Consider the following 24,510-nt stretch of genomic DNA (forward strand, 5'->3'; position numbering starts at 1 on the left):
CACAACCGAACCAAAGACAAGGAATCCCAATCAATCGAAGCGGGCGCCAGCTCCGCCAACAGTCCGCAAGAACTAATGGAAAGTTGCGATGTGGTTTTGACCATGTTATCCAATGATGCCGCAGTAAAAGAAATTTTTGAAGGTCCATCAGGACTATTGAACAAAGAATATCCTGGGAAAATCGTCATAAACATGAGTACGGTTTCTCCCGCAACTTCGCGCTATTTGGCCATCAATTGCAGCAAAAAGGAAGTTCGTTTTGTAGATGCGCCCGTTTCGGGCAGTGTCAAACCAGCACAAGATGGGACACTTGTTATTTTAGTTGGATCTACAGCCGAAAGCTATCAAAAAGTCAAACCCATTTTTGACGTATTGGGAAAAATTTCCATACACGTGGGCGCAGCCGGAGTGGCCAGTTCAGCTAAGTTGGCCATTAATTACCTCTTGGGACTCAACCTTCAAGGACTAGCGGAAACCATCATTTTCGCAGAAAATAATGGCGTAAGTAAAGAGGACATGCTCTGCATTATCAATGAAGGGGCTTGTGGCAACGGAATAACCAAAATAAAATCAGCTTCGATTTTAGAGAACTCCTATCCTGCCGCTTTTGCGCTGAAGCATCTTGTAAAAGATTTGGGACTGGCAAAGGAAGCGGGATTAGACACTCCATTAATACACCCATTGTTTGACAGCTATGCAGCCGCACAAAACGAAGGTCTGGGTGATGAGGATGTCATGGCCATTATAAAAAGTCTTAGAAAATAAAAATCCGTTTCGAGATCGTTCTTTTAGAGAATATTATGCTCGGGACAAAAAAACAAACCAATAACACCAATAACAATATGGGGATTTTCTCAGCACTTCTTGGCAACGCGGGTACCGTAAGCCTAGAGCAATTGACGAAACAATATGGCCTTCTTTTGATTGAAGGAGAAGAAATCGAATTGGGTTTTAAGCTGATTCGGGATACTTTTATCTTCACCACCAAAAGGCTGATCCTAGTCGACAAACAAGGTTTGACGGGAAGCAAAACCGAATACAAATCCATTTCCTATAAAAGCATTTCTCGGTTCAGCATTGAGACTGCGGGAACCTTTGACTTGGACGCCGAACTGAAAATCTGGGTTTCCAGCGAATTACACCCTAGCATCATAAAGCAGTTTAATAAATCAGTCAATGTTTATGAAGTGCAAAAAGTGCTGGCACATCATGTGTTAGGCTAAGACTCTTTCTGCTGCGACCTGAAATATCTGATTAAATCTAAAATCGCTTATTAAAATATGATGTAAGTACGGATACTTGAATGAGCAACATGACTGATAAAGACAGAACGGCATACAGGACCGTATTTGAAAAAGTCAATCGAGAAAAAGTGTTTAAAACTTTATTGCTTGTGAGAAAACTAAAATCTACACCTCTAAATGTACTTTCATCTTGAGGCGCCAGATCTGTAAATGCATAACACATCATTGCGGTAACAGCCCCAAAAATGAACAACCAAACCGTTTTTGATATTAGAGGTTTGTATGCGGTCGCCTCGCTTTGCTGTGCATGCTCGAGCTGTGCCATTATTTGAGCCGTGAAATCGAAAGAAGGGGACTCCAACGGGGCTTTTTCGATAACTTTTTTGATCAAGTTATCCATTTCTTTATTTTCGTTCGCGTTCATAATGTTCAATTATTTCAGGTTCCAGTTTTTCTTTTAAAATAGAAGTCAATTTTTTCCGGCTTCGGTAGAGTTTCACTTTGACATAATTAGCCGTTATGCCCATTATTTTTGAAATCTCCTCCAAAGATTGTTCCTCATAATAATACAAGGTCAACAAAAAAGCATCTTCCTTTGGCAGCAGCCGCAAGCACTCTTTGATTGTTTGTTGCTGCTCCTGAGTTTCCATCGCGTCTATTGCATTGTCTAACTTCATTAATTTACGCTCCGTATAATCATCAAGGGGAATGCAATTGTATTCTTGTTTGTGTTTTTTCAACCGATCCAAACAGCCATTATAGGTTATTCTGTAGATCCATGTCGAAAATTTGGAATCCCCCTTAAATTTGCCTAAAGATTTGAATACTTTGATAAAGGTATCCTGCGAGACTTCCTCCGCCTCTTCCCTATTTTTAAGCATACGTAATGCCAAGGTAAAAACCAAATCTTTGTATCGATCAACCAGAATAGCAAATGCTCTGGTATCGCCATCAAGTATTTCGCTAATGTAATGTTGATCGTTTTGGGTCATATAATGAATAAGACTATAGCTAATCGATTTAGGTTACAACAAAACTAAAAAAATTTAAGGAATCTTGTAACCAAAGTTTAGTATCTGTCGTCCTAAGCTAGGAACACATTAAAATAATCAATTAAAAAACAAACTATCATGGGACCAGAAGTATTTATTGTCGCGCTAATTTTCGGTGCAATTTTCGGAGTATTTTATTTATTTTTCTCAACACGTAACAAGGAGCGCTTGGCCCTTATTGAAAAGGGAGCGGATGCCAGCATTTTCATGTCCAAAAGACAAGACACAGCTCCAATCTGGAAAGTGTTTATCCTAAATTTAGCGCTGTTGCTGATGGGAATTGGCGCTGGGATATTATTGGCCCTAACAGTACAAGACGGTTTCGGTGTCACTAACGAAGCCGTTTACCCTGGAATCATCTTTCTAACCGCTGGTGCCGGTTTGTTAATCGGGTTTAAGATGACTAAAGATTTAGACAGCAAATAGAGAACGTTTCAAGCATCAATCAAATCAAACTGCTACTTCATCAATGGCAGTTTTTTTATGCCTTTTTGAATGATTATCTACTAGCTTACAGGACACTGCATTCAAATTAACTCGCTACCTTATTAGCTAGCCCTGATAGAGTGGAAACCCTTACGAGGTGGGCTTGCCTTTTTTCTCGCCCCAGAAGAGCGACTGAAGGAAGCTCCTTATGGGGCAAATGAAAAAATCAAGGACCCGAAAAAGGTTGTAACAAAAGCAGGAAAATGCTCCTATAAAAAAACTCCCAAGTTAGCTTGAGAGTTCGTTTATATTTTTTGGTAAGCAGTATTACAATACCCTGTTGATTTGAGAAACTTTTTTACTATAATACCTTTCTTTTATAGACGAAATAATCACTCCGCCACCCACGGAGGCATGTATGAATTTGATGTCCCCATCATTTACCTCTACTACCATCCCAACATGATTGATTTGGCGTCTACCGTTAGTCTTAAAGAAAATCAAATCTCCTTTTTGCGCCTCTTCGTTGCTTACCTTAACGCCATAGCGTGACTGCTCGATGGATGTCCTTGGCAATTGGATATCAAAAGTCCCGAAAGTGGTGCACATCAGACCGGAACAGTCAAAGCCCTCTTTTGTGGTGCCGCCGGTGCGGTATCGCGTCCCTATGTTTTCAGAGGCGGTAGAAACCAACTGATCCAAGAAATCAACGCCATGAAAAGATTTGAGGTTATAAGTTGGACTCGTGTTTTCCGGTTCACTATCCTTCTCGACATTTTGAGTGGATTCTGCTGTCAAAATTAACTTGAGACTGCGAATAACCAGATTGTAGCCCACGGGAAGTGATTTTGTGATCCTAGGGTTTTGTCTTTCCAATTCTTTTACGGAAATGCCGTATTCTTTAGCAATGCCATACTTGGTTTCTTTGGGCAAAACCTTGCGAGTAACGGTTGTTTCGACGACTTTGCTGTCGATTATCCCCCGCTCGCTAACTGTAGCTTCCGTTTTTGGCATGACCTTTTCTTCAACGACAATTGCTTTCTCGTCTTCGATTTCTACTTGGACCGCCGCTGTCTTGGCAATATTTTCCTCTTTTACCGGAATGGCAATTTTTTGTCCAATTTGTAGGGCTTCGGTTTCTAGAATAGGGTTGGCTTTATCTAAGTCAGCTACAGTAATTCCATATTCTTTTGCGATGGCGTACTTTGTTTCATTCGGCAAGACCTCGCGAACAAGACTTTCTGTTAAAATTTCCTTCGTCACATTAACCGGCGAAGCTGCTGTTGTTTTTTGTGTTTTTTTTGATATTTCCTCGATTGAGGTTACTGCTTTTTGATCAGAGTACTTAGCTGGAATATTGATACTTTGTCCGTTGCGTAGTCCGGATTTCCCCAGTGTTGGGTTTATCGCTTTAAGCTCTTCAACGGTTACTCCATATTGTTTTGCTATGCCGTAAAGAGTTTCTTTGGGAAGGACTGCGTGTTTTTTTGAAGGAAAGTTGGTTGCAAGATCGGCATTCGTTTTTTTTGTTTTTGACTCTGCAATTGGAATCAGTAAAACCGACTTATATTTTATGCCGTTTTTGGCGCCCGGATTGAGCTCAAAAATGGCGCTGGTCTTTACATCGTATTGCTGTGCAATTTTGGAAATGGTTTCTCCCTTTGAAACGACGTGTTTCGTGAACTTTTCTTGAGAAAAAGCGCTAAAGCCGCATAAAAAAACTATTGTTAAAATCCAATTTTTGTACCCCATAAATCCTGTTTAAATTTCATCTTCCAATCATGTATCTGCTTGATTTTTAACATTATAAAACATTTCATATTGTTAAAAATTATCGAATTGTCATACCTTAACGTTAAAACGAACAAAAAAAGTATTCTATAAAGGCGAATTTAACCTATAAATACAAATAACGCACTTTTTTAAGAACTCTTTATAAAGAATTTAACAAATCTGAAAATATAAAAAAAAACGCCCCGTTTTCAGAGGGCGTTTTTAGCATTATTTATCCGATCCGAATCATCGGCAAGAACTTAGATTTATGCTTTTCCGGCAGCGATTAAGTTTAATGCTGAACCGGCGACAAACCAACCAATCTGTCCTTCGTTGTAGGTATGGTTAGCCATGATTACATCTTTGCTTCCATCAGCATGAACGAATTCCAATGTTAATGGCTTTCCCGGAGCGAAATCAACTAAATCCGTGAAGTTGATTGTGTCATCTTCCTGGATTTTATCGTAATCCGCTTCATTGGCAAATGTCAATCCTAGCAGACCTTGTTTTTTAAGGTTTGTTTCGTGGATACGAGCGAAAGATTTCACCAATACCGCTTTTACTCCTAAGAAACGAGGCTCCATTGCGGCATGCTCGCGAGATGACCCTTCACCATAGTTATGGTCACCCACAACAATTGAAGGAACTCCAGCAGCTTTGTATGCACGCGCTACAGCAGGAACGGCATCATAGGTTCCAGTCAACTGATTTTTAACCATATTTGTTTTTTGGTTGAATGCATTGATGGCACCAATCAACATATTATTTGAGATATTATCTAAATGCCCGCGGTAACGCAACCATGGTCCCGCCATAGAAATGTGATCTGTGGTACATTTCCCGAATGCTTTGATAAGCAATTTGGCACCAACAATGTTTTTTCCATCCCATGGAGCAAAAGGAGCCAAAAGTTGCAAACGTTCAGAAGTTTCGCTCACGGCCACTTGAATACCTGAACCGTCAGCAGCTGGGGCTTGAAAACCTGGGTCTTCAGCTTCAAAACCTTTTTTCGGCAATTCGTCACCTGTTGGTGCTTCTAACATCACTTCCTCTCCGTCCTCATTGATCAAGGTATCGGTCAACGGATTGAAACTTAAATCTCCTGCTATGGCCATAGCGGTCACCAATTCTGGTGAACCTACGAAAGCCAATGTATTTGGGTTTCCGTCAGCACGTTTAGAAAAGTTACGGTTAAAAGAGTGAACTATAGTGTTACGCTCTTCTTTTTCAGCCCCTTCTCTATCCCACATTCCGATACATGGTCCGCAAGCATTTGCAAAAACAGTTGCACCAATTTTATCGAAAGTGTCAATAAAACCGTCACGCTCGATTGTATAACGAACCGCTTCAGAACCTGGAGTGATCGTGAATTTTGATTTTAATTTTAATTTTTTGTCGGTAACTTGTTTGGCTATTGAAGCGGCACGAGAGATATCTTCATAAGAAGAGTTGGTACAAGAACCAATCAAACTTACTTCAATTTTCAATGGCCAGTTATTTTTAATCGCTGTTTCTTTCATTTTAGAAATTGGCGTTGCCAAATCCGGTGTGAAAGGACCGTTTAAATGCGGTTCCAGTTCTGAAAGATTGATTTCGATAACCTGATCAAAATACTTTTCTGGATTAGCATAGACTTCAGCATCACCCGTTAAATAGTCTGCTACTTTATCCGCGGCATCTGCTACATCCGCTCTGTTGGTGGAACGCAAATAACGCCCCATAGAAGCATCATATCCAAATGTAGAAGTGGTTGCACCAATTTCAGCACCCATGTTACAGATTGTGCCTTTACCAGTGCAAGACATAGACGTTGCACCTTCTCCGAAATATTCAACGATAGCTCCGGTTCCTCCTTTTACGGTAAGAATTCCAGCCACTTTAAGGATAACGTCCTTTGGAGCTGCCCAACCTGAAAGCTTACCCGTTAATTTGATTCCGATTAGTTTGGGGAATTTCAGTTCCCAAGCCATTCCTGACATTACATCTACCGCATCCGCACCACCAACACCAATGGCAACCATACCTAAACCACCCGCATTTACAGTATGTGAATCGGTACCAATCATCATTCCACCTGGAAATGCATAGTTCTCAAGAACTACCTGATGAATAATTCCGGCTCCCGGTTTCCAAAAACCAATACCGTACTTATTAGACACTGATGAAAGAAATTCAAAAACCTCATTGCTTTGCGTTTTTGCTCTGGCCAAATCGGTAACAGCATCAACTTTAGCTTGAATCAGGTGATCACAGTGCACCGTTGTCGGAACTGCCACTTTAGATTTTCCTGCATGCATGAATTGCAGTAATGCCATTTGTGCCGTTGCATCTTGACAAGCCACTCTATCCGGGGCGAAATCGACATAGTCCTTACCTCTTCCAAAAGCTTTAGATGGCAAACCATCCCAAAGGTGATTGTATAAAATTTTCTCTGTTAAAGTAAGTGGATGCCCCACAATTTCCCGTGCTTTATCAACACGAGTCGCCATGTTGTTATACACTTTTTTAATCATTTCAATATCAAAAGCCATAATATAAGTGTTTTTTGTTGTTCTATTTTAGACTCCACAATATACAAAAAAAGCCCGAGTTTATGGCTCGGGCTTCTTAATATATTTGATAGACAATCTGTAATTATCTAACTAATTGCTTATGAGGAGGTGCAAACTTAGTCAAGTTGATCCCTTTTACAGCAGATTTGTATTCTTCTATAGTAGGAGTTCTACCTAGGATTGTAGACAAAACAACAACTGGTGTCGACGAAAGTAAAGATTCTCCTTTTTTACCTTCACTATCCTCAACAACTCTTCCTTGGAAAAGACGCGTAGAAGTTGCCATTACAGTATCTCCTTTGGCCGCTTTTTCCTGATTACCCATGCATAGATTACATCCTGGACGCTCCAAATACAACATTTTTTCGTACGATGTACGCGCTATCGCTTTAGGTATGTTATCGTCAAATTCGAAACCTGAATATTTTTGTAAAATTTCCCAGTCTCCTTCTTTCTTCAATTCGTCAACAATATTGTACGTAGGAGGAGCTACAACTAGTGGCGCTTTAAATTCCACTTTACCTTCTTGCGCATCTATATTCTTAAGCATTTGAGCAAGAATTTTCATATCGCCTTTATGAACCATACAAGACCCAATGAAACCAAGATCTACTTTTTTATCACCACCATAGAAAGATAATGGTCTAATTGTATCGTGAGTATATCGTTTAGAAACATCAATGTTATTTACATCTGGATCCGCAATCATTGGCTCTGCAATTACATCAAGATCAACAACAACTTCAGCAAAATACTTAGCATCTGCATCTGGAGTCAATGCTGGTTTCTCACCTGATTTGATTTCCGCTATTCGCTTGTCAGCAATAGCAATCAATCCTTTAAGAACTTGTGTTTTATTATCCATCCCTTTATCAATCATGATCTGGATTCTACCTTTTGCGATCTCTAATGATTCGATCAAAGTAGCATCTTCAGAAATACAGATAGATGCTTTCGCTTTCATCTCTGCAGTCCAATCCGTAAATGTAAATGATTGGTCAGCTGTAAGAGTACCAATATGTACCTCAATAACCCTACCTTGGAAAACATTATCTCCTTTAAACTGATGAAGCATCTGAGATTGAGTAGCATGAACTACATCACGGAAATCCATATATTCCTTCATCTCCCCTTTGAACGTTACCTTCACTGATTGCGGGATCGGCATAGAAGCCTCACCTGTAGCCAATGCAAGCGCAACAGTTCCTGAGTCAGCACCAAAAGCAACACCTTTAGACATTCTCGTATGGGAGTCACCACCAATAGTAATTGCCCAATCATCAACCGTAAGATCATTAAGTACCTTGTGAATAACATCCGTCATTGCAAGATATTCTCCTTTAGGGTCACGTGCAGTAATCAAACCGAAGTCGTTCATAAACTTCATTAATCTAGGGATATTTGCTTTTGACTTATTGTCCCAAACTGAAGCAGTATGACAACCTGATTGGTAAGCGCCATCAACAATTGGAGAAATCACAGTTGCAGCCATAGACTCCAATTCCTGAGATGTCATCAAACCAGTCGTATCTTGGGATCCAACAATGTTTACTTCCACACGCACATCTGAACCCGCGTGCAACACCTTGCCTGGAGTTGTTCCAACGGCGTTTTTATTGAATATCTTTTCTACTGCCGTAAGACCTTGTCCTTCGATGGAAACTTCTTTTGAAGCAGCATATACCTGAGGTATATCTATATTTAAAGTTTTAGCTGCGAATGTCTGTAGTTTTTTACCGAAAACGATAGCATAAGATCCACCAGCTTTTATAAATTCCACTTTTTGAGGAGTTAAAGAAGATGAAATATCAATCAATTCTTTATCACCATTATAAAGTTTCTTCGTTTTTGTATTGATAGTAAGAACAGTTCCAGTAGCAACAGAGTAAACTTCTTCAAGAATAGCTTCTCCTGCCTCATCAAGAACAACATTCCCTTGCGCATCTAGCTTTTTTGCCCAGTTTTTAAGATCAATTCCAATTCCACCTGTAACCCCTACAGTTGTTAGAAAAATCGGAGAAATGCCGTTTGTACCGGCAATAATCGGAGCAATGTTGATAAATGGAACATAAGGACTTGCTTTTTTACCTGTCCATAACGCCACGTTGTTTACACCTGACATTCTTGATGACCCTACGCCCATAGTACCTCTCTCAGCTATTAGCATAACGCTCTTATCTGGATTCGCTTCCGCTAATGCTTTGATTTCATCTTGTGCTTCAGGGGAAATCAAACATTTACCATGAAGTTCACGATCAGATCTTGAGTGTGCTTGATTCCCTGGGGAAAGTAAATCGGTTGAAATGTCACCTTCACCAGCAATATAGGTAATTACCTTAATTTCTTCTGCTATTTCAGGTAATTTAGTAAAGAACTCAGCCTTAGCATAGCTTTCCAGAATTGCTGCAGCTATTGGGTTACCGTTTTTGAACGCTTCTTCTAAACGATCCGTATCCGCTTCATAAAGAAAAACTTGTGTCTTTAAAACGGCTGCAGCTTCTTTAGCAATAGCTTCATCAGAACCAACAGCCAAATCAAGCAATACTTCAATAGAAGTACCACCCTTCATGTGTGATAACAATTCTAAGGCAAAAGCAGGAGTGATTTCAGCAACTACTGATTCCGCTAGAATGATTTCTTTCAAAAATTTAGCTTTCACACCAGCTGCAGGGGTAGTACCCGGTACAACATTATAAATAAAGAAGTTAAGAGAATCCGCTCTATCCTTGTTATTCAAATCTTTAATTTGCGAAATGATTTCGCTTAGTAATTCAGCCCCATCAATTGGCTTCGGGTTAAGCCCTTGGATTTTTCTTTCTTCAATCTCTTGAATGTAATCGGTATAAGTATTCATAATAGAGGTCTTTTTCAATTTTAATAGCAGATTCCATTGAAAATTTCAATATCGAAAAGCCATTGTATAGTAGGTCCTTTTTGTTTGCAAGTGCAAATTTACATATTAAAGGTGAGAACTAAAAAAATTTAATGAAGACGCCCTTTTGAAAAATTATTATTATCTAATACTGATTTTTATTACATATAATTGTCAAAATGAAAAAAAATTAACATATTTTTAATTAATCAGCAATTAATCATTTGCATAAGTATTTATTCTAAAATGCAGAAATTTCATCCAAAGAGAAAACGTTGTAGTTCATTCCGAATCCAAGTCTAAAACAACTAATAAAAATCACTTTAAAGCAACTTTGAAATAATCATTTCTTCGGTTATTCCTTCGGCATCCGCCTTGTAGTTTTTGATAATCCTGTGGCGCAAAATTCCTGTTGCCACAGCTTTTACATCTTCGATGTCAGGAGAAAATTTCCCATTGAAAGCCGCGTGCGCTTTGGCAGCCAAAATTAGGTTTTGCGATGCTCTAGGTCCAGCTCCCCAATCCAGATAACTTTTTACATAATCATTAGAAAGTCCGTTGTCTGGACGTGTTCTACTAACCAAGGTCACCGCATATTCAATGACATTGTCCGCTACTGGAATCCGGCGGATCAAGAATTGGAAATCGATAATTTCTTGTGAAGTAAACAATGGGTTGATCGTATTGACTATATCCGAAGTGGTTCGTTTTACCACCTGAACTTCCTCTGCAAAAGAAGGATATTCGAGTTTGATGGCAAACATAAAACGGTCCAGTTGCGCTTCCGGCAATGGGTAAGTACCTTCCTGTTCTATGGGATTTTGGGTTGCCAAAACAAAATAAGGCAAGTCCAACTTGTAGTTTTCCCCGGCAATCGTGACTGAACGCTCCTGCATGGCTTCTAATAATGCCGCTTGCGTTTTTGGCGGCGTCCTGTTGATTTCATCCGCCAGGATTATGTTCGAAAAAACAGGCCCTTTCAAGAACTTGAATTGACGGTTTTCATCTAATATTTCGCTCCCTAATATGTCGGAAGGCATTAGATCAGGAGTAAACTGGATTCTTTTGAAATTAAGACCCAAAGCTTGCGCCAGCGTATTTACCATTAAAGTTTTGGCCAGTCCTGGAACTCCAACCAAAAGTGCGTGACCTCCAGAAAAAATACAAAGTAATATCTGATCTACCACGGCATCCTGACCCACGATAATTTTAGCAATTTCGCTTTTCAGCTCATTTCGCTTTTTAACCAAATTATGTATTGCAGCTACGTCAGACATTTTAAAAAGTATTTTAAATTAAAAAAGAGTTAACCCTATGAAATCATAAAGCTAACTCTTTTTATTTATTTAACAGAAATTATTTTTTTAACCAATTATTGGTAAACTCACAGTCTCTATATTCCCCTAGGATTTTAATGTAGGTTTCATTTATTTTTTCGTCAAACCATTTTCCTATCACCCTAAACTGTTTTTCCTTTAGCGCCAATTGCTTGATTTTTATATAATCAGTTGCATAGTTGGCGGTGTGCTCGTTTATCCTATTAGTAACGGTAATTAGCTTATAGCTTTTTCTTCCTTGTTCATCAATATCAATAATAGGTTGGGAAACTTCATCATCTTTTAAATTAGATACCTGACCGTAAAGGGAAGGGTCCATTTTTGTCAGTTCAAAACGGGTATCTTGTGTTTGGGGATTAATTAAAGCTCCTCCATTTGTTTTGGTTTCTTTCTCATCAGAAAATTTTCTTGCCGCCTCTGCAAAAGTTAATTCTTTATCCTCGATTCTTTTTCTGAGTAAAGTGATTTTTTCTTTGGCTTCGTTCAACGCTTCTTCCGTTACTGTAGGTGTCAATAATATATGACGCAATTCTAACTCTTGTCCTTTAATTTTTTCAACATATATGATGTGGAATCCAAAATCAGTCTCGAAAGGTGCAGAAATCTCACCTTCAGCAAGGCTAAAAGCGACATCTTTAAATACTTTTACAAACGGTGTTTTTCTATTCATTTTGTAATAACCACCATTTGATCTTGAACCCGGATCTTGAGAATACAAAACCGCTTTAGTTGCAAAACTGGAACCTTCTTCAATCTCTTTCTTGAACTGGTTCAATTTATCAATCACTTTTCGCTTCTCTTCATCAGATACTTTAGGTGTCACAACAATCTGCGCCACTTCCATTTCTGCCCCGAAAACAGGTAATTCTTCTTTTGGTATCGTTTTGAAAAAATTACGAACTTCTTCAGGCGTAATTTCCACTTCGCCTATAATCTTTTTTTGCATTTCTGAAATCAATCTCTGTTCTTTCAAAATGTCAAAGAAATAGCTTCTGAATTCCTCTTCTGAACTTTTATTGTAATACTTCACTACTTTATCCATAGAACCAATTTGGCCTACCATAGAGTTTATTTTATCTTCCATCACGCCTTTTATCTCAGCATCTGTAACTTTTACACTGTCCTGGATGGCTTGATGCGCATATAATTTATCTTCCAATAATTTCCCTAGCATTTGGCATCTTGTGATATCCTTTACTGAACCACCCTGACTTGAAATCTCTAAGTATGATTTGTCAATATCTGAATCTAAAATGATGTAATCCCCTACAGTGGCAATGATGCCGTCTATTTTCTGTCTTTGATTAGATTGGATTTTTTTAACAGGAGCAACCACACTGTCTTTAATGATTTCTTGCGCTCTGGTGATCGTACCTGAAAAAAGTACAAGAAAAAAAACTAGTGCAATTCTACTATTAATGGACTTCATTTGTATTGTTTTTAATGGCATTATTTGATATTTATATTTTATTGTAAGCATCCTTTTCTACGCTGCAAAGATTTCGTTTACACAGCCCTAATGAATCTGGCCAAATATACGTCATAAGCGTCAAGAAATAAAAATGTTCCTACAAACTTTCCTGAGTGTTAAAGCGAACAAAAATAACAATTCAAATACATAATACAAGTTTCCCTAGTACTATTAACAAAAAATTATAAGCGCTTTTACTAAATCTTCCATTTTGATGATTTCACCTGACAGTTCCTTTAGATAACAACTTCTTACTCGTGACTTTGCAAGTACAAAAACCGAATTAACCCTTTAAACTGATCTGCTCTGATCAATTCTACATTTTCCTCTTTATGAATTCGATTTTAAGCCCAAACACAACTTGTTTTTTACCCTAACAATAAGATTACCAAATATCACTAATTTAAAAGAAACAATGAGCAAACGACTCATTTTTAACAAAATGCATTAAAAGTTGTCAACACTACAACGTTTTCGCTCTTGAATTTAGAATTCGCAAAGTGTTTCACCCGGAAATTTATATACATTAGCAATGCCGTAAAAGAACTATTCGCAAAATAATTGCTTATTTAAAATGCATGTCGCAATTAAATCGTGATTATCCTACCGATATAATCAACAATCACACTGCTATTCAAATCGAATAAAATATAAATACCACTAATATCCAAAAACATTAATTAACCTAAATCAACCATTTCATGAAAAAACCAAATTTTAAGATTTACGCCTTAGCAGCTTTGGCGCTGGGCTTCTACTCATGCAACTCAAACGAGGATATAGTAACCGATTCTGCTGCTGCAGCATCACAATTCAAAGTGGTAGATGTAACTCACCATGATGGACACCCATTCAGCACGGGAACAACAACTTCAGCAACAGGAAAGTATGTCTCAAATCCAGGGGGAGGCGTAATGATGCAAGCTTTTTACTGGGATGTCCCTTCGGGTGGAAACTGGTGGAATACATTAGGTACAAAAGTCACCGCATGGTCCAATGCCGGTATAGGCTCCATCTGGTTGCCGCCAGTTTCCAAAGCGCAAAATGGCCCTTTCTCCATGGGCTATGACCCTACCGATTATTTCGATTTTGGAAACTATAATCAAAACGGCACTATAGAGACTCGTTTTGGTTCCAAAACCGAGTTGGTAAGCCTGATTACCAAAGCACATACTGAAAATATGCAAGTATATGCTGATATGGTACTCAATCACAATAGCGGAGGACAGCTAGAAAACAACCCTTATACAGGAACGCAAACCTACACTAATTTTACTGGCGTTGCTTCAGGAAAATTCCCAAGAACAAGTGCCGATTTTTACAAAAATGCATACGGAAACAATGACGAAGGCGCTTTTGGAGGTTTTCCGGACCTCGCGCATGTGACCCCTAACGTGCAGAATTGGCTTTGGTTGCGCACTGATGGCGTGGGTAAGTACTATAAAAACACAATGAAATTTGACGGTTGGAGATTTGACTACGTAAAAGGTTTTGGACCATGGGTTGTCAAAGACTGGAATGCAAACGTAGGTGGCTTCTCCGTGGGAGAGTATTGGGATTCAAACGTAAACACTTTGGAATGGTGGGCCAACAACGCCAACAGTTCCGTATTTGATTTCGCCTGCTATTATAAAATGAATGACGCTTTTGACGGGAATAACCTTAATCTGTTGAACGATGATATGATGTGGAAAAGAAACCCGTACAAAGCGGTTACTTTCGTAACTAATCATGACACCGATGAAATTTGGAAAAAAGAATTGGCTTATGCTTACATTCTTACGCACGAAGGATACCCAACTATCTTTTACAGGGATTATGAAGAATGGCTGAACAAGGCAAAGATGGACAACCTTATTTGGATACACAACAATAAAGCAACCGGAACGACATCAATTTTATATGCCGATAACGACGAGTACATTGCCCGAAGAAACGGCTATAACGGAAACCCAGGATTAGTTGTTTACATAAACAATTCTTCCTCATGGTTAGAAAGATGGGTACCTACCAACTGGACCAATGCTCAAATCAAGGATTTTACAGGTAATTCTAATTGGTTACCAACAACCCAAGGAGACAAATGGGTAAAAATCCAAAGTCCTCCAAACAGTTATTCAGTTTGGTCAATTAACATGTAAAGAGTTTAGATTTCGATATAAATGAGGCTGTCCTAAAAGACAGCCTCATTTTTTTTTATTGCATTTATAAGTAGTACTTTTGCAGACTATTTATACGATACATGAGCTTTTTAAAAGAAATACAACGAAGAAGAACTTTCGGAATTATCTCGCATCCCGATGCAGGTAAAACAACACTTACAGAAAAACTCCTCCTTTTTGGTGGGGCGATTCAAGAAGCGGGTGCTGTAAAAAACAACAAAATCAAAAAAGGAGCAACTAGTGATTTCATGGAAATTGAACGTCAGAGGGGGATTTCTGTTTCCACCTCCGTTTTAGCTTTTAATTACAAAGAAAAAAAAATAAATATTCTTGATACCCCAGGGCACAAGGATTTTGCAGAAGACACCTTTAGAACTTTGACTGCTGTCGACAGCGTCATTGTGGTGATTGATGTTGCCAAAGGAGTCGAGGAACAAACGGAGAAATTAGTCGCCGTATGTAGAATGCGAAAAATTCCCATCATCATTTTCATCAATAAAATGGATCGTGAAGGAAAAGACGCGTTTGACTTAATGGACGAAGTCGAGCAAAAACTGGGACTAACTGTTACGCCACTTAGTTTCCCAATAGGGATGGGTTACGACTTTCAGGGGATTTATAATTTATGGGAGAAAAACATAAATTTATTTAGTGGCGACAACCGCAAGAACATCGAAGAAACCATCGCTTTTTCCGATGTGCAAAATCCCGAACTGGAAAAAATAATTGGTCAAAAACCAGCCGACACACTAAGGGAAGAACTAGAATTGATCGATGAAGTTTATCCTAAATTTGATCGCCAGGATTATCTGGACGGGAAGCTACAACCCGTGTTTTTTGGTTCGGCATTAAATAATTTTGGTGTACGGGAACTATTGGATTGCTTTGTCGCCATAGCGCCATCGCCAAGAGCAAAAGAGTCCGAAACCAGATTAGTCGATCCTAAAGAAGAGAAAATGTCAGGGTTCGTGTTTAAGATCCATGCCAATATGGACCCTAAACACAGAGACAGATTGGCATTTATAAAAATTGTATCGGGAACTTTTGAAAGAAATAAACCATACTATCATGTACGTCAAAAAAAGAATTTAAAATTTTCAAGCCCGAACGCCTTTTTTGCCGAGAAAAAAGAAATAGTTGACATTTCTTATCCTGGGGACATAGTAGGACTTCACGATACGGGAAACTTTAAAATTGGAGACACCTTGACTGAAGGGGAAATCATGAGCTTCAAAGGTATCCCAAGTTTCTCCCCAGAGCATTTTAGATACATCAACAACGCCGATCCGATGAAAGCCAAACAGCTTGACAAAGGTATTGACCAGTTGATGGATGAGGGTGTCGCCCAGTTATTTACACTGGAAATGAACAACAGAAAAATCATTGGAACAGTTGGCGCGCTTCAGTATGAAGTAATCCAATACCGTTTAGAGCACGAATACGGCGCTAAATGTACCTATGAGAACTTCCCTGTTCATAAAGCTTGTTGGGTAAAACCCGATGATGCTAAAAACAATGAGTTCAAAGAATTCAGAAGAATCAAACAGAAGTTCTTGGCTCACGATAAATATGGCCAATTGGTATTTCTTGCCGATTCGGATTTCACCATTCAAATGACACAAAATAAGTACCCGAGTGTGAAACTATTTTTTACATCTGAGTTTGATTAAATAGAAAGAAAATATATCGCACAAAAAAACGCTAATTTACAAATTAGCGTTTTTTTTTATATCTATAAGGGAGTAATCTTTTTCTGTTTAAGCTAGTGAACTTTCGAAATTAACAGCTTTCTTTAAAAAAGCTTTGATCAGCAAACGGTTGGGCGCCAATCCTGATGTCATTATTTTTTTCTTTGTGTTGATGCCTTCAGTTGAAATTGTGCTATTTGGATCTTGTTTTGAGCCCATGAACCAAAGAACGAAATCCATATTAGAAGTTGAAGTGCTTTCTTCTTTTGCATCACTGACGATTTCTTTCGTATTTGAGATAACGCTTTCTTTCTTGGTCTCCTGACCAAAAACGGAAACATTTGAAAGAAATATAAAAACAAACATAAGTAAAACAGTCATGTTTTTTAGTGCGTTGTCTTTATTTGAAAAATCGTTCATAAATGAATTTGTTATTCAATGACCACTAAGTGTCATCTAATCTGCCGCAAACGTAAATCAATAATACGCCACCGTAAAATCTTTCCGACGAAAGACCATAATTATCTGTTAAACGGTAAAATAACACCTTAGAGCCACCATTAAACTCATTCGCTACTAAAAAAACGCAATGAAAAACAACGACATAAAAGGATTTGAATAAAAATTGATCAGAACGAAAAAGCGAAAAAATACGCTACACTGTAGCAAAAATGAGTGGAATCTTGACCCAACAGATCAAAATTACGCGCATAAAAAAAGGCTCCATTTCTGGAGCCTTTTCTGTATAATTATGCTTGTCCCGCGGGACCAAAGTTAAGTGGAATTGGAGGTTGTTCTGTGTCTTTAATTTCGCCATGAGCGAGTTCAAAACGGTGAATGTTTTCTCCAATTGCCTTTAACAATCTTTTGGCGTGCTGCGGTGTCAAGACAATTCTTGATTTTACTTTGGCCTTTGGAATACCAGGCATGATACTTACAAAATCTAAAACAAATTCAGATGATGAATGGTTGATTATGGCTAGATTGGAATAAATCCCTTCAGCCGTTTTCTCGTCCAGTTCGATATTAATTTGCTCTTGTTGTTGTTTAGAATTACTCATGTCTTAATAAATATATTCCTCTTTATTTGCCATCATATCATTATAGTCTTCTTTTGAACCTACAATCGTGTGATCATATTCTCTCATACCAGTACCGGCAGGAATTCTGTGACCTACAATTACATTTTCTTTCAATCCTTCTAAGTAGTCAATTTTACCTGCAACAGCAGCTTCATTTAACACTTTAGTAGTCTCTTGGAAAGAAGCAGCCGAAATAAATGATTTCGTTTGAAGCGATGCTCTTGTAATTCCTTGTAAAACAGGAGTTCCAGTTGCAGTGATAACATCACGAGCCACAACGATATTTTTATCGGTACGTTTCAAAAGAGAATTTTCATCACGCAACTCACGAGGCGAGATAATTTGACCTTCTTTTAAGTTAGCAGAATCTCCAGCATCTTCAATTACTTTCATTCCGTATAATTTATCATTTTGGTAGATAAAGTCTTTGGTATGAATCAATTGATCTTCTAGGAATAATGTATCCCCTGGATCTTGCACTCTAACTTTACGCATCATTTGACGTATTACTACTTCAAAGTGCTTGTCGTTAATTTTTACCCCTTGCAAACGGTATACTTCTTGAATTTCATTAACCAAATACTGTTGAACAGCAGCAGGCCCTTTAATTCTTAAGATGTCTTCCGGAGTGATTGCCCCATCAGACAAAGGAACACCAGCTCTAACGAAGTCATTCTCTTGAACAAGAATTTGACTTGAAAGTTTAACTAAGTATTTCTTAACCTCACCAAATTTGGATTCAATTATAATCTCACGGTTACCTCTTTTGATTTTTCCAAAAGAAACAACACCATCGATTTCTGAAACCACAGCTGGGTTTGAAGGATTACGAGCTTCTAAAAGTTCGGTAATTCTTGGTAGACCTCCAGTGATATCTCCTGATTTAGAAGAACGACGTGGAATTTTAACCAATACTTTACCTGCTTTAATTTTCTCACCATTTTCTACCATCAAGTGGGCTCCAACTGGTAAGTTGTAAGAACGAATCAATTCATTGTCTTTACCGTAAACCAATAATGTTGGAATTAATTTTTTGGCTCTAGACTCAGAAATTACTTTTTCTTGGAAACCGGTTTGCTCATCAATTTCAACCATGTAAGATTGACCTTGCTCTAATTCTTCGTAAGCAATTTTTCCAGTAAACTCAGAAACAATAACTCCATTATATGGATCCCATTTACAGATCACATCTCCTTTTGAAACAGACTGACCGTCTTTTACAAAAATACTTGAACCGTAAGGAATGTTGTGCGTATTTAATACAATGCCTGTTTTAGCATCAACTAATTTTAATTCAGTTGAACGAGAAACAACGATATCAACTGCGTTTCCGTCGTTATCTTCTCCTTTAACAGTTTTTAAATCTTCGATTTCTAGTTTACCGTTAAATTTAGTAACGATGCTAGACTCCTCAGAGATTCCACCCGCAACCCCTCCAACGTGGAAAGTACGTAGTGTCAACTGTGTACCTGGCTCTCCAATAGATTGTGCTGCAATTACACCAACTGCTTCACCTCTTTGTGTCATTTTACCTGTAGCTAAGTTTCTACCGTAACATTTAGCACAAATACCTTTCAACGCTTCACAAGTCAATGGTGAACGAACTTCCACTTTCTCGATAGGAGAAGCTTCGATTTGTTTCATTATTGCCTCAGTGATTTGTTGCCCAGATTGGATCAACACTTCATTAGTTAAAGGATTGATTACGTCTTGCAATGCAACACGTCCTAAAATTCTTTCTCCTAATGATTCAACAATTTCTTCATTCTTTTTCAATGCTGAAACTTCAACACCTCTTAATGTTCCACAATCTTCAATGTTAACAATAACATCTTGAGAAACATCATGCAGCCTTCTTGTTAAATATCCTGCATCAGCCGTTTTCAAGGCAGTATCCGCAAGACCTTTACGCGCACCGTGAGTAGAGATAAAGTACTCAAGGATAGAAAGACCTTCCTTAAAGTTAGAAAGAATCGGGTTTTCAATAATTTCACCACCACCAGCAGTCGATTTTTTAGGCTTAGCCATCAAACCACGCATACCGGTTAACTGACGAATTTGTTCTTTGGAACCCCTCGCTCCAGAATCAAGCATCATATACACCGAGTTGAAACCTTGTTGGTCTTCTCTAATGTTTTTCATTGCTAATTCAGTAAGCTGAGCATTTGCAGAAGTCCATACATCAATAACTTGGTTGTAACGTTCATTATTTGTAATAAGACCCATGTTATAATTAGCAGAGATACCTTCAACTTGCTCTCTAGCATCTGCAATTAATTTTGGTTTTTGTTCTGGAATTCTAATATCACCCAATGAGAATGACAATCCACCTCTAAAGGCAAATTTGTACCCCATATCTTTCATGTTATCCAAGAAGGCAGCCGTTTCAGGTACACTAGTCGCGTTTAATACGTGACCAATAATATCTCTAAGGTTTTTCTTAGTTAATACATCATTGATATAACCTGCCGCTTCTGGCACTACTTCATTAAAAATAACACGCCCAGCGGTTGTTTGAATAATTTTGTAAACCAATTCTCCAGCTTCATTAAAATCTTTTGCTCTTATTCTCACACGAGCATTCAATTCTAATCTTCCCTCATTCAAAGCAATATTTACTTCTTCAGCAGAGTAGAAAGTGATTCCTTCACCTAAAATTTTATGTTCAGGAGTAGACAAACGTTCTTTGGTCATATAATATAGACCTAAAACCATATCTTGAGAAGGTACCGTGATTGGCGCACCATTTGCAGGATTCAGAATGTTATGAGAAGCCAACATTAACAATTGTGCTTCAAGAATAGCTTCTGGTCCTAACGGTAAATGTACCGCCATTTGATCCCCATCAAAATCCGCATTAAATGCAGTACAAACTAAAGGGTGCAATTGGATTGCTTTTCCTTCAATTAATTTTGGTTGGAATGCTTGGATACCTAATCTGTGCAAAGTAGGAGCACGATTCAGCAATATAGGATGTCCCTTAATTACATTTTCAAGGATGTCCCAAACTACAGGCTCTTTTTTGTCTATTATTTTTTTGGCTGATTTAACCGTTTTTACAATTCCTCTTTCTATCAATTTACGGATAACGAAAGGTTTGTAAAGTTCAGCCGCCATATCTTTAGGGATACCGCATTCGAACAATTTCAATTCAGGTCCAACAACAATTACCGAACGAGCGGAATAATCCACACGTTTTCCAAGTAAGTTTTGACGGAAACGTCCTTGCTTACCTTTAAGGGAATCAGATAATGATTTTAATGGTCTGTTTGATTCTGTTTTTACTGCAGAAGCCTTACGTGTATTGTCAAATAATGAATCCACCGATTCTTGCAACATACGTTTTTCGTTTCTCAAGATAACTTCTGGAGCTTTGATCTCCATTAATCTTTTCAAACGGTTATTACGAATGATTACACGACGGTATAAGTCATTTAAATCTGAAGTCGCAAAACGACCACCATCAAGAGGCACAAGAGGACGCAATTCCGGCGGTATAACTGGTACCACTTTCATAATCATCCATTCAGGGCGATTCTCACGGTTCAAGTTAGACTCACGGAAAGATTCAACAACTTGTAATCTTTTTAATGCTTCAGTCTTACGTTGTTTAGACGTTTCATTGTTTGCTTTATGTCTCAATTCATAAGACAATTCGTCAAGATCTATTCTTGCCAATAAATCCATAATACATTCTGCTCCCATTTTGGCAACGAATTTATTAGGATCAAAATCGTCAAGATATTGATTGTCCGCAGGAAGAGTATCTAAGATATTCAAATATTCTTCTTCGGTTAAGAAATCTAATCTTTGTACTGATTCACCTTCACCATTTTTGGCGATACCAGCCTGGATCACTACGTATCTTTCGTAGTAGATGATCATATCTAATTTCTTAGATGGAAGACCAAGTATGTAACCAATTTTGTTAGGAAGAGAACGGAAATACCAGATATGAGCAATTGGCACAACAAGGTTGATGTGACCTACTCTATCTCTACGTACTTTTTTCTCAGTAACTTCAACACCACAACGGTCACAAATGATTCCTTTGTAACGGATTCTTTTGTATTTACCACAAGCACATTCAAAATCTTTAACTGGTCCGAAAATTCTTTCGCAGAAAAGACCATCACGTTCTGGTTTGTGTGTTCTGTAGTTGATAGTTTCTGGCTTCAAAACTTCACCTCTTGATTCTTTCAAGATAGATTCAGGAGAAGCTAGTCCTATCGAAATTTTATTGAACCTTTTTACAGGATTCTTATCTTTATTATTTCTATTATTCATCATAGTTTTTACTATTGATTTATTAGCAATTGAAAATTGGTTTTAGACTTACGATCTTCCCATATCTATCGAGCGAATCGCTCAAAAAAACTGGTAAAATCCCTAAGCCACTTCCTCGGGTTACTTCTCTAAACTTTAATAATGTATTAAAGTGCTATTTACAAAACCTACTGGTTTACATAAAAAATCGGAACGGGTTACGGGTATAAATCTTAAAAACTCTTAAAAATGAGTAATCAGCCCCGATAAAAATCGGGACTGACAACTACAAACTATTTTTATTCTTCTAATCTAATGTCTAATCCAAGACCTTTCAATTCATGCATCAATACATTGAATGATTCAGGTAATCCTGGTTCTGGCATAGACTCTCCTTTTACGATTGCTTCGTAAGTTTTAGCTCTACCGATAACGTCATCAGACTTAACTGTCAAGATTTCTCTAAGTGTACTTGATGCTCCATAAGCCTCAAGTGCCCAAACTTCGATCTCTCCAAAACGTTGTCCACCAAATTGCGCTTTACCACCAAGTGGTTGTTGCGTAATCAATGAGTACGGTCCGATTGAACGTGCGTGCATCTTGTCATCAACCATATGTCCTAATTTCAACATATAGATAACTCCAACAGTCGCTGCTTGATGGAAACGCTCTCCAGTTCCACCATCGTAAAGGTGTGTATGTCCAAAGCGTGGTATTCCAGCTTCGTCAGTCAATTCGTTGATTTGGTCAAGAGAAGCACCATCGAAAATTGGAGTAGCAAATTTTCTACCCAAGTTTTGTCCAGCCCAACCTAATACCGTCTCATAAATTTGACCGATGTTCATACGTGAAGGTACCCCTAATGGATTTAACACGATATCAACTGGCGTTCCGTCTTCAAGGAAAGGCATATCTTCATGACGAACGATTCTTGCAACAATACCTTTGTTACCGTGACGTCCCGCCATTTTATCCCCAACTTTCAACTTACGTTTCTTGGCAATATATACTTTAGCTAATTTCAAAATTCCAGCAGGCAATTCATCACCTACAGTAATCGTGAATTTCTCTCTACGCAATGCACCTTGTAAATCGTTCAATTTAATTTTATAGTTATGAATTAAATCATTAACCATTTTATTGGTTGCATCATCAGCAACCCATTGACCTTTACTTAAGTGAGCAAAATCTTCAACAGCGTTAAGCATTTTCTGAGTGTATTTTTTACCTTTTGGTAAAACTTCTTCACCCAAATCATTCATTACACCTTGAGATGTTTTACCGTTAACGATTAAGAAAAGTTTCTCAATTAATTTGTCTTTCAATTCAACAAATTTAACTTCGAATTCCATTTCTAAAGCGCCTAAAGCATCTTTATCTTGCGTACGTTTGCGTTTATCTTTTACTGCTCTTGCGAACAATTTTTTGTCTAGAACTACACCATGTAAAGAAGGAGACGCTTTCAATGAAGCATCTTTTACATCACCTGCTTTATCCCCGAAGATTGCACGAAGCAATTTCTCTTCAGGAGTAGGATCTGATTCTCCTTTTGGAGTAATTTTTCCGATCAAAATGTCACCAGGTTTAACCTCGGCTCCAATTCTAATCATACCATTTTCATCCAAATCTTTAGTAGCTTCTTCAGAAACGTTTGGTATATCGTTAGTCAATTCTTCGTTACCTAGTTTAGTATCTCTCACTTCTAATGAATAATCATCAACGTGAATAGACGTAAATATATCGTCACGAACTACTTTTTCAGAAATTACAATCGCATCCTCAAAGTTGTATCCTTTCCATGGCATAAACGCCACTTTTAAGTTACGACCTAAAGCTAATTCACCATTTTGGGTTGCATAACCTTCTGATAATACTTGTCCAAGAACCACTCTATCCCCTCTTCTTACGATAGGTTTAAGGTTGATACTTGTCCCTTGATTGGTTTTTCTAAATTTAATTAGATTGTATGTTTTCTCATCAGAATCAAAACTTACCATCCTTTCTTCTTCAGAACGATCGTATTTGATAGTGATGATATTTGCATCTACATATTCAATAACTCCATCTCCTTCAGCGTTAATTAAAACTCTAGAATCAGAAGCAACTTGACGCTCTAAACCAGTTCCAACAATTGGAGCTTCAGGACGAATTAATGGTACGGCCTGACGCATCATGTTAGATCCCATCAAGGCTCTATTCGCATCATCATGTTCTAAGAAAGGAATCAAAGAAGCTGAGATAGAAGCAATTTGGTTTGGCGCAACATCGGTATAATCTACTCTTGTTGGTTCAATTACCGGGAAATCACCTTCTTGACGTGCAATTACGTCTTCGGCAGTAATTTTTCCAGTAGCATCCATTTGAATGTTTGCCTGAGCAATCATCATTCCTTCTTCTTCTTCTGCGCTTAAGTAAACTGGAGTAGAAACTAAATCTACAGTTCCATTGGTTACTTTACGGTAAGGTGTTTCGATGAAACCCATTCCGTTTACTTTCGCATAAACACCAAGAGATGAAATCAAACCAATGTTTGGTCCCTCAGGAGTTTCAATTGGACATAAACGTCCGTAATGCGTATAGTGAAC

16 protein-coding genes are annotated in these 24,510 nt (G+C 38.1%); 5 read left to right on the forward strand and 11 right to left on the reverse strand.

Annotated elements, in window-relative coordinates; translation table 11 throughout:
- Both VIH09_RS04345 and VIH09_RS04350 read left to right on the forward strand, forming a co-directional pair.
- Nucleotides 1-765 (forward strand): NAD(P)-dependent oxidoreductase (locus VIH09_RS04345; protein WP_331578264.1); only part of this gene is annotated, 765 nt, incomplete at its 5' end.
- Nucleotides 766-842: 77 nt separating this feature from the next.
- The gene (locus tag VIH09_RS04350; RefSeq protein WP_331578294.1) at nucleotides 843-1,223 is read left to right on the forward strand and encodes a PH domain-containing protein; all 381 of its coding nucleotides are present in this window, start codon (nucleotides 843-845) and stop codon (nucleotides 1,221-1,223) included.
- A gap of 37 nt (nucleotides 1,224-1,260) precedes the next feature.
- Here VIH09_RS04350 and VIH09_RS04355 read toward each other — a convergent pair whose 3' ends face one another.
- Together VIH09_RS04355 and VIH09_RS04360 are read right to left on the reverse strand one after the other, a co-directional pair.
- On the reverse strand, nucleotides 1,261-1,668 hold the full coding sequence (locus tag VIH09_RS04355) for a hypothetical protein (RefSeq protein ID WP_331578266.1): 408 nt from the start codon (nucleotides 1,666-1,668) through the stop codon (nucleotides 1,261-1,263).
- Nucleotides 1,649-2,236, reverse strand: coding sequence for an RNA polymerase sigma factor (locus VIH09_RS04360; RefSeq protein WP_331578268.1), 588 nt, complete (start codon nucleotides 2,234-2,236; stop codon nucleotides 1,649-1,651). Before VIH09_RS04360 ends, VIH09_RS04355 begins: the two co-directional genes overlap by 20 nt.
- Before the next feature lie 138 nt (nucleotides 2,237-2,374).
- Here VIH09_RS04360 and VIH09_RS04365 point away from each other — a divergent pair, with 138 nt between their 5' ends.
- Nucleotides 2,375-2,722: a DUF6249 domain-containing protein gene (locus VIH09_RS04365; protein WP_331578270.1), complete on the forward strand. Its 348-nt coding sequence runs from the start codon at nucleotides 2,375-2,377 to the stop codon at nucleotides 2,720-2,722.
- A gap of 327 nt (nucleotides 2,723-3,049) precedes the next feature.
- Here the strand turns inward: VIH09_RS04365 and VIH09_RS04370 are convergent, their stop codons facing one another.
- The 5 genes from VIH09_RS04370 to VIH09_RS04390 all read right to left on the reverse strand — a co-directional run bounded on the left by VIH09_RS04370 (nucleotide 3,050) and on the right by VIH09_RS04390 (nucleotide 12,706).
- Complete coding sequence (locus VIH09_RS04370; RefSeq protein ID WP_331578272.1) at nucleotides 3,050-4,474, reverse strand: C40 family peptidase; 1,425 nt, start codon at nucleotides 4,472-4,474, stop codon at nucleotides 3,050-3,052.
- A 287-nt stretch (nucleotides 4,475-4,761) separates the two neighbouring features.
- Complete coding sequence (locus tag VIH09_RS04375; protein WP_331578274.1) at nucleotides 4,762-7,026, reverse strand: aconitate hydratase; 2,265 nt, start codon at nucleotides 7,024-7,026, stop codon at nucleotides 4,762-4,764.
- Between the two features lie 103 nt (nucleotides 7,027-7,129).
- Nucleotides 7,130-9,901: a bifunctional aconitate hydratase 2/2-methylisocitrate dehydratase gene (locus tag VIH09_RS04380; RefSeq protein ID WP_331578276.1), complete on the reverse strand. Its 2,772-nt coding sequence runs from the start codon at nucleotides 9,899-9,901 to the stop codon at nucleotides 7,130-7,132.
- 341 nt (nucleotides 9,902-10,242) lie between these two features.
- Nucleotides 10,243-11,196, reverse strand: coding sequence for a MoxR family ATPase (locus tag VIH09_RS04385; protein ID WP_331578278.1), 954 nt, complete (start codon nucleotides 11,194-11,196; stop codon nucleotides 10,243-10,245).
- A gap of 79 nt (nucleotides 11,197-11,275) precedes the next feature.
- Entirely contained in the window at nucleotides 11,276-12,706 is a 1,431-nt protein-coding gene (locus tag VIH09_RS04390) for a peptidylprolyl isomerase (protein ID WP_331578280.1), read from the reverse strand.
- Between the two features lie 722 nt (nucleotides 12,707-13,428).
- Between VIH09_RS04390 and VIH09_RS04395 the strand changes: the two genes are divergently transcribed.
- Both VIH09_RS04395 and VIH09_RS04400 read left to right on the forward strand, forming a co-directional pair.
- On the forward strand, nucleotides 13,429-14,868 hold the full coding sequence (locus tag VIH09_RS04395; protein ID WP_331578282.1) for an alpha-amylase: 1,440 nt from the start codon (nucleotides 13,429-13,431) through the stop codon (nucleotides 14,866-14,868).
- Nucleotides 14,869-14,969: 101 nt separating this feature from the next.
- Nucleotides 14,970-16,559 carry a peptide chain release factor 3 gene (locus VIH09_RS04400; protein ID WP_331578284.1) on the forward strand — a complete coding sequence of 530 codons (1,590 nt, stop codon included), beginning with the start codon at nucleotides 14,970-14,972 and terminating at the stop codon, nucleotides 16,557-16,559.
- A gap of 87 nt (nucleotides 16,560-16,646) precedes the next feature.
- Here the strand turns inward: VIH09_RS04400 and VIH09_RS04405 are convergent, their stop codons facing one another.
- The 4 genes from VIH09_RS04405 to rpoB form a co-directional block, all read right to left on the reverse strand.
- Complete coding sequence (locus VIH09_RS04405) at nucleotides 16,647-16,997, reverse strand: hypothetical protein (protein WP_331578286.1); 351 nt, start codon at nucleotides 16,995-16,997, stop codon at nucleotides 16,647-16,649.
- 329 nt (nucleotides 16,998-17,326) lie between these two features.
- Nucleotides 17,327-17,638 carry a DUF3467 domain-containing protein gene (locus tag VIH09_RS04410; RefSeq protein WP_331578288.1) on the reverse strand — a complete coding sequence of 104 codons (312 nt, stop codon included), beginning with the start codon at nucleotides 17,636-17,638 and terminating at the stop codon, nucleotides 17,327-17,329.
- A 3-nt stretch (nucleotides 17,639-17,641) separates the two neighbouring features.
- Nucleotides 17,642-21,949: a DNA-directed RNA polymerase subunit beta' gene (rpoC, locus tag VIH09_RS04415; protein ID WP_331578290.1), complete on the reverse strand. Its 4,308-nt coding sequence runs from the start codon at nucleotides 21,947-21,949 to the stop codon at nucleotides 17,642-17,644.
- 275 nt (nucleotides 21,950-22,224) lie between these two features.
- A partial coding sequence (gene rpoB, locus VIH09_RS04420) for a DNA-directed RNA polymerase subunit beta (RefSeq protein WP_331578292.1) occupies nucleotides 22,225-24,510 on the reverse strand: 2,286 nt, incomplete at its 5' end.

Origin of the sequence: Flavobacterium sp., assembly GCF_036515215.1 — a bacterium.
Taxonomy (GTDB): Bacteria; Bacteroidota; Bacteroidia; order Flavobacteriales; family Flavobacteriaceae; genus Flavobacterium.

Bases quoted from the DNA above. Each gene is read 5' to 3' on its own strand.
- VIH09_RS04350 (WP_331578294.1), top strand. From the start codon at position 843: ATGGGGATTTTCTCAGCACTTCTTGGCAACGCGGGTACCGTAAGCCTA.
- VIH09_RS04365 (WP_331578270.1), top strand. From the start codon at position 2,375: ATGGGACCAGAAGTATTTATTGTCGCGCTAATTTTCGGTGCAATTTTC.
- VIH09_RS04410 (WP_331578288.1), bottom strand. From the start codon at position 17,638: ATGAGTAATTCTAAACAACAACAAGAGCAAATTAATATCGAACTGGAC.
- VIH09_RS04375 (WP_331578274.1), bottom strand. From the start codon at position 7,026: ATGGCTTTTGATATTGAAATGATTAAAAAAGTGTATAACAACATGGCG.
- VIH09_RS04360 (WP_331578268.1), bottom strand. From the start codon at position 2,236: ATGACCCAAAACGATCAACATTACATTAGCGAAATACTTGATGGCGAT.
- rpoC (WP_331578290.1), bottom strand. From the start codon at position 21,949: ATGATGAATAATAGAAATAATAAAGATAAGAATCCTGTAAAAAGGTTC.
- VIH09_RS04380 (WP_331578276.1), bottom strand. From the start codon at position 9,901: ATGAATACTTATACCGATTACATTCAAGAGATTGAAGAAAGAAAAATC.
- VIH09_RS04355 (WP_331578266.1), bottom strand. From the start codon at position 1,668: ATGAACGCGAACGAAAATAAAGAAATGGATAACTTGATCAAAAAAGTT.
- VIH09_RS04390 (WP_331578280.1), bottom strand. From the start codon at position 12,706: ATGCCATTAAAAACAATACAAATGAAGTCCATTAATAGTAGAATTGCA.
- VIH09_RS04385 (WP_331578278.1), bottom strand. From the start codon at position 11,196: ATGTCTGACGTAGCTGCAATACATAATTTGGTTAAAAAGCGAAATGAG.
- VIH09_RS04370 (WP_331578272.1), bottom strand. From the start codon at position 4,474: ATGGGGTACAAAAATTGGATTTTAACAATAGTTTTTTTATGCGGCTTT.
- VIH09_RS04400 (WP_331578284.1), top strand. From the start codon at position 14,970: ATGAGCTTTTTAAAAGAAATACAACGAAGAAGAACTTTCGGAATTATC.
- VIH09_RS04395 (WP_331578282.1), top strand. From the start codon at position 13,429: ATGAAAAAACCAAATTTTAAGATTTACGCCTTAGCAGCTTTGGCGCTG.
- VIH09_RS04405 (WP_331578286.1), bottom strand. From the start codon at position 16,997: ATGAACGATTTTTCAAATAAAGACAACGCACTAAAAAACATGACTGTT.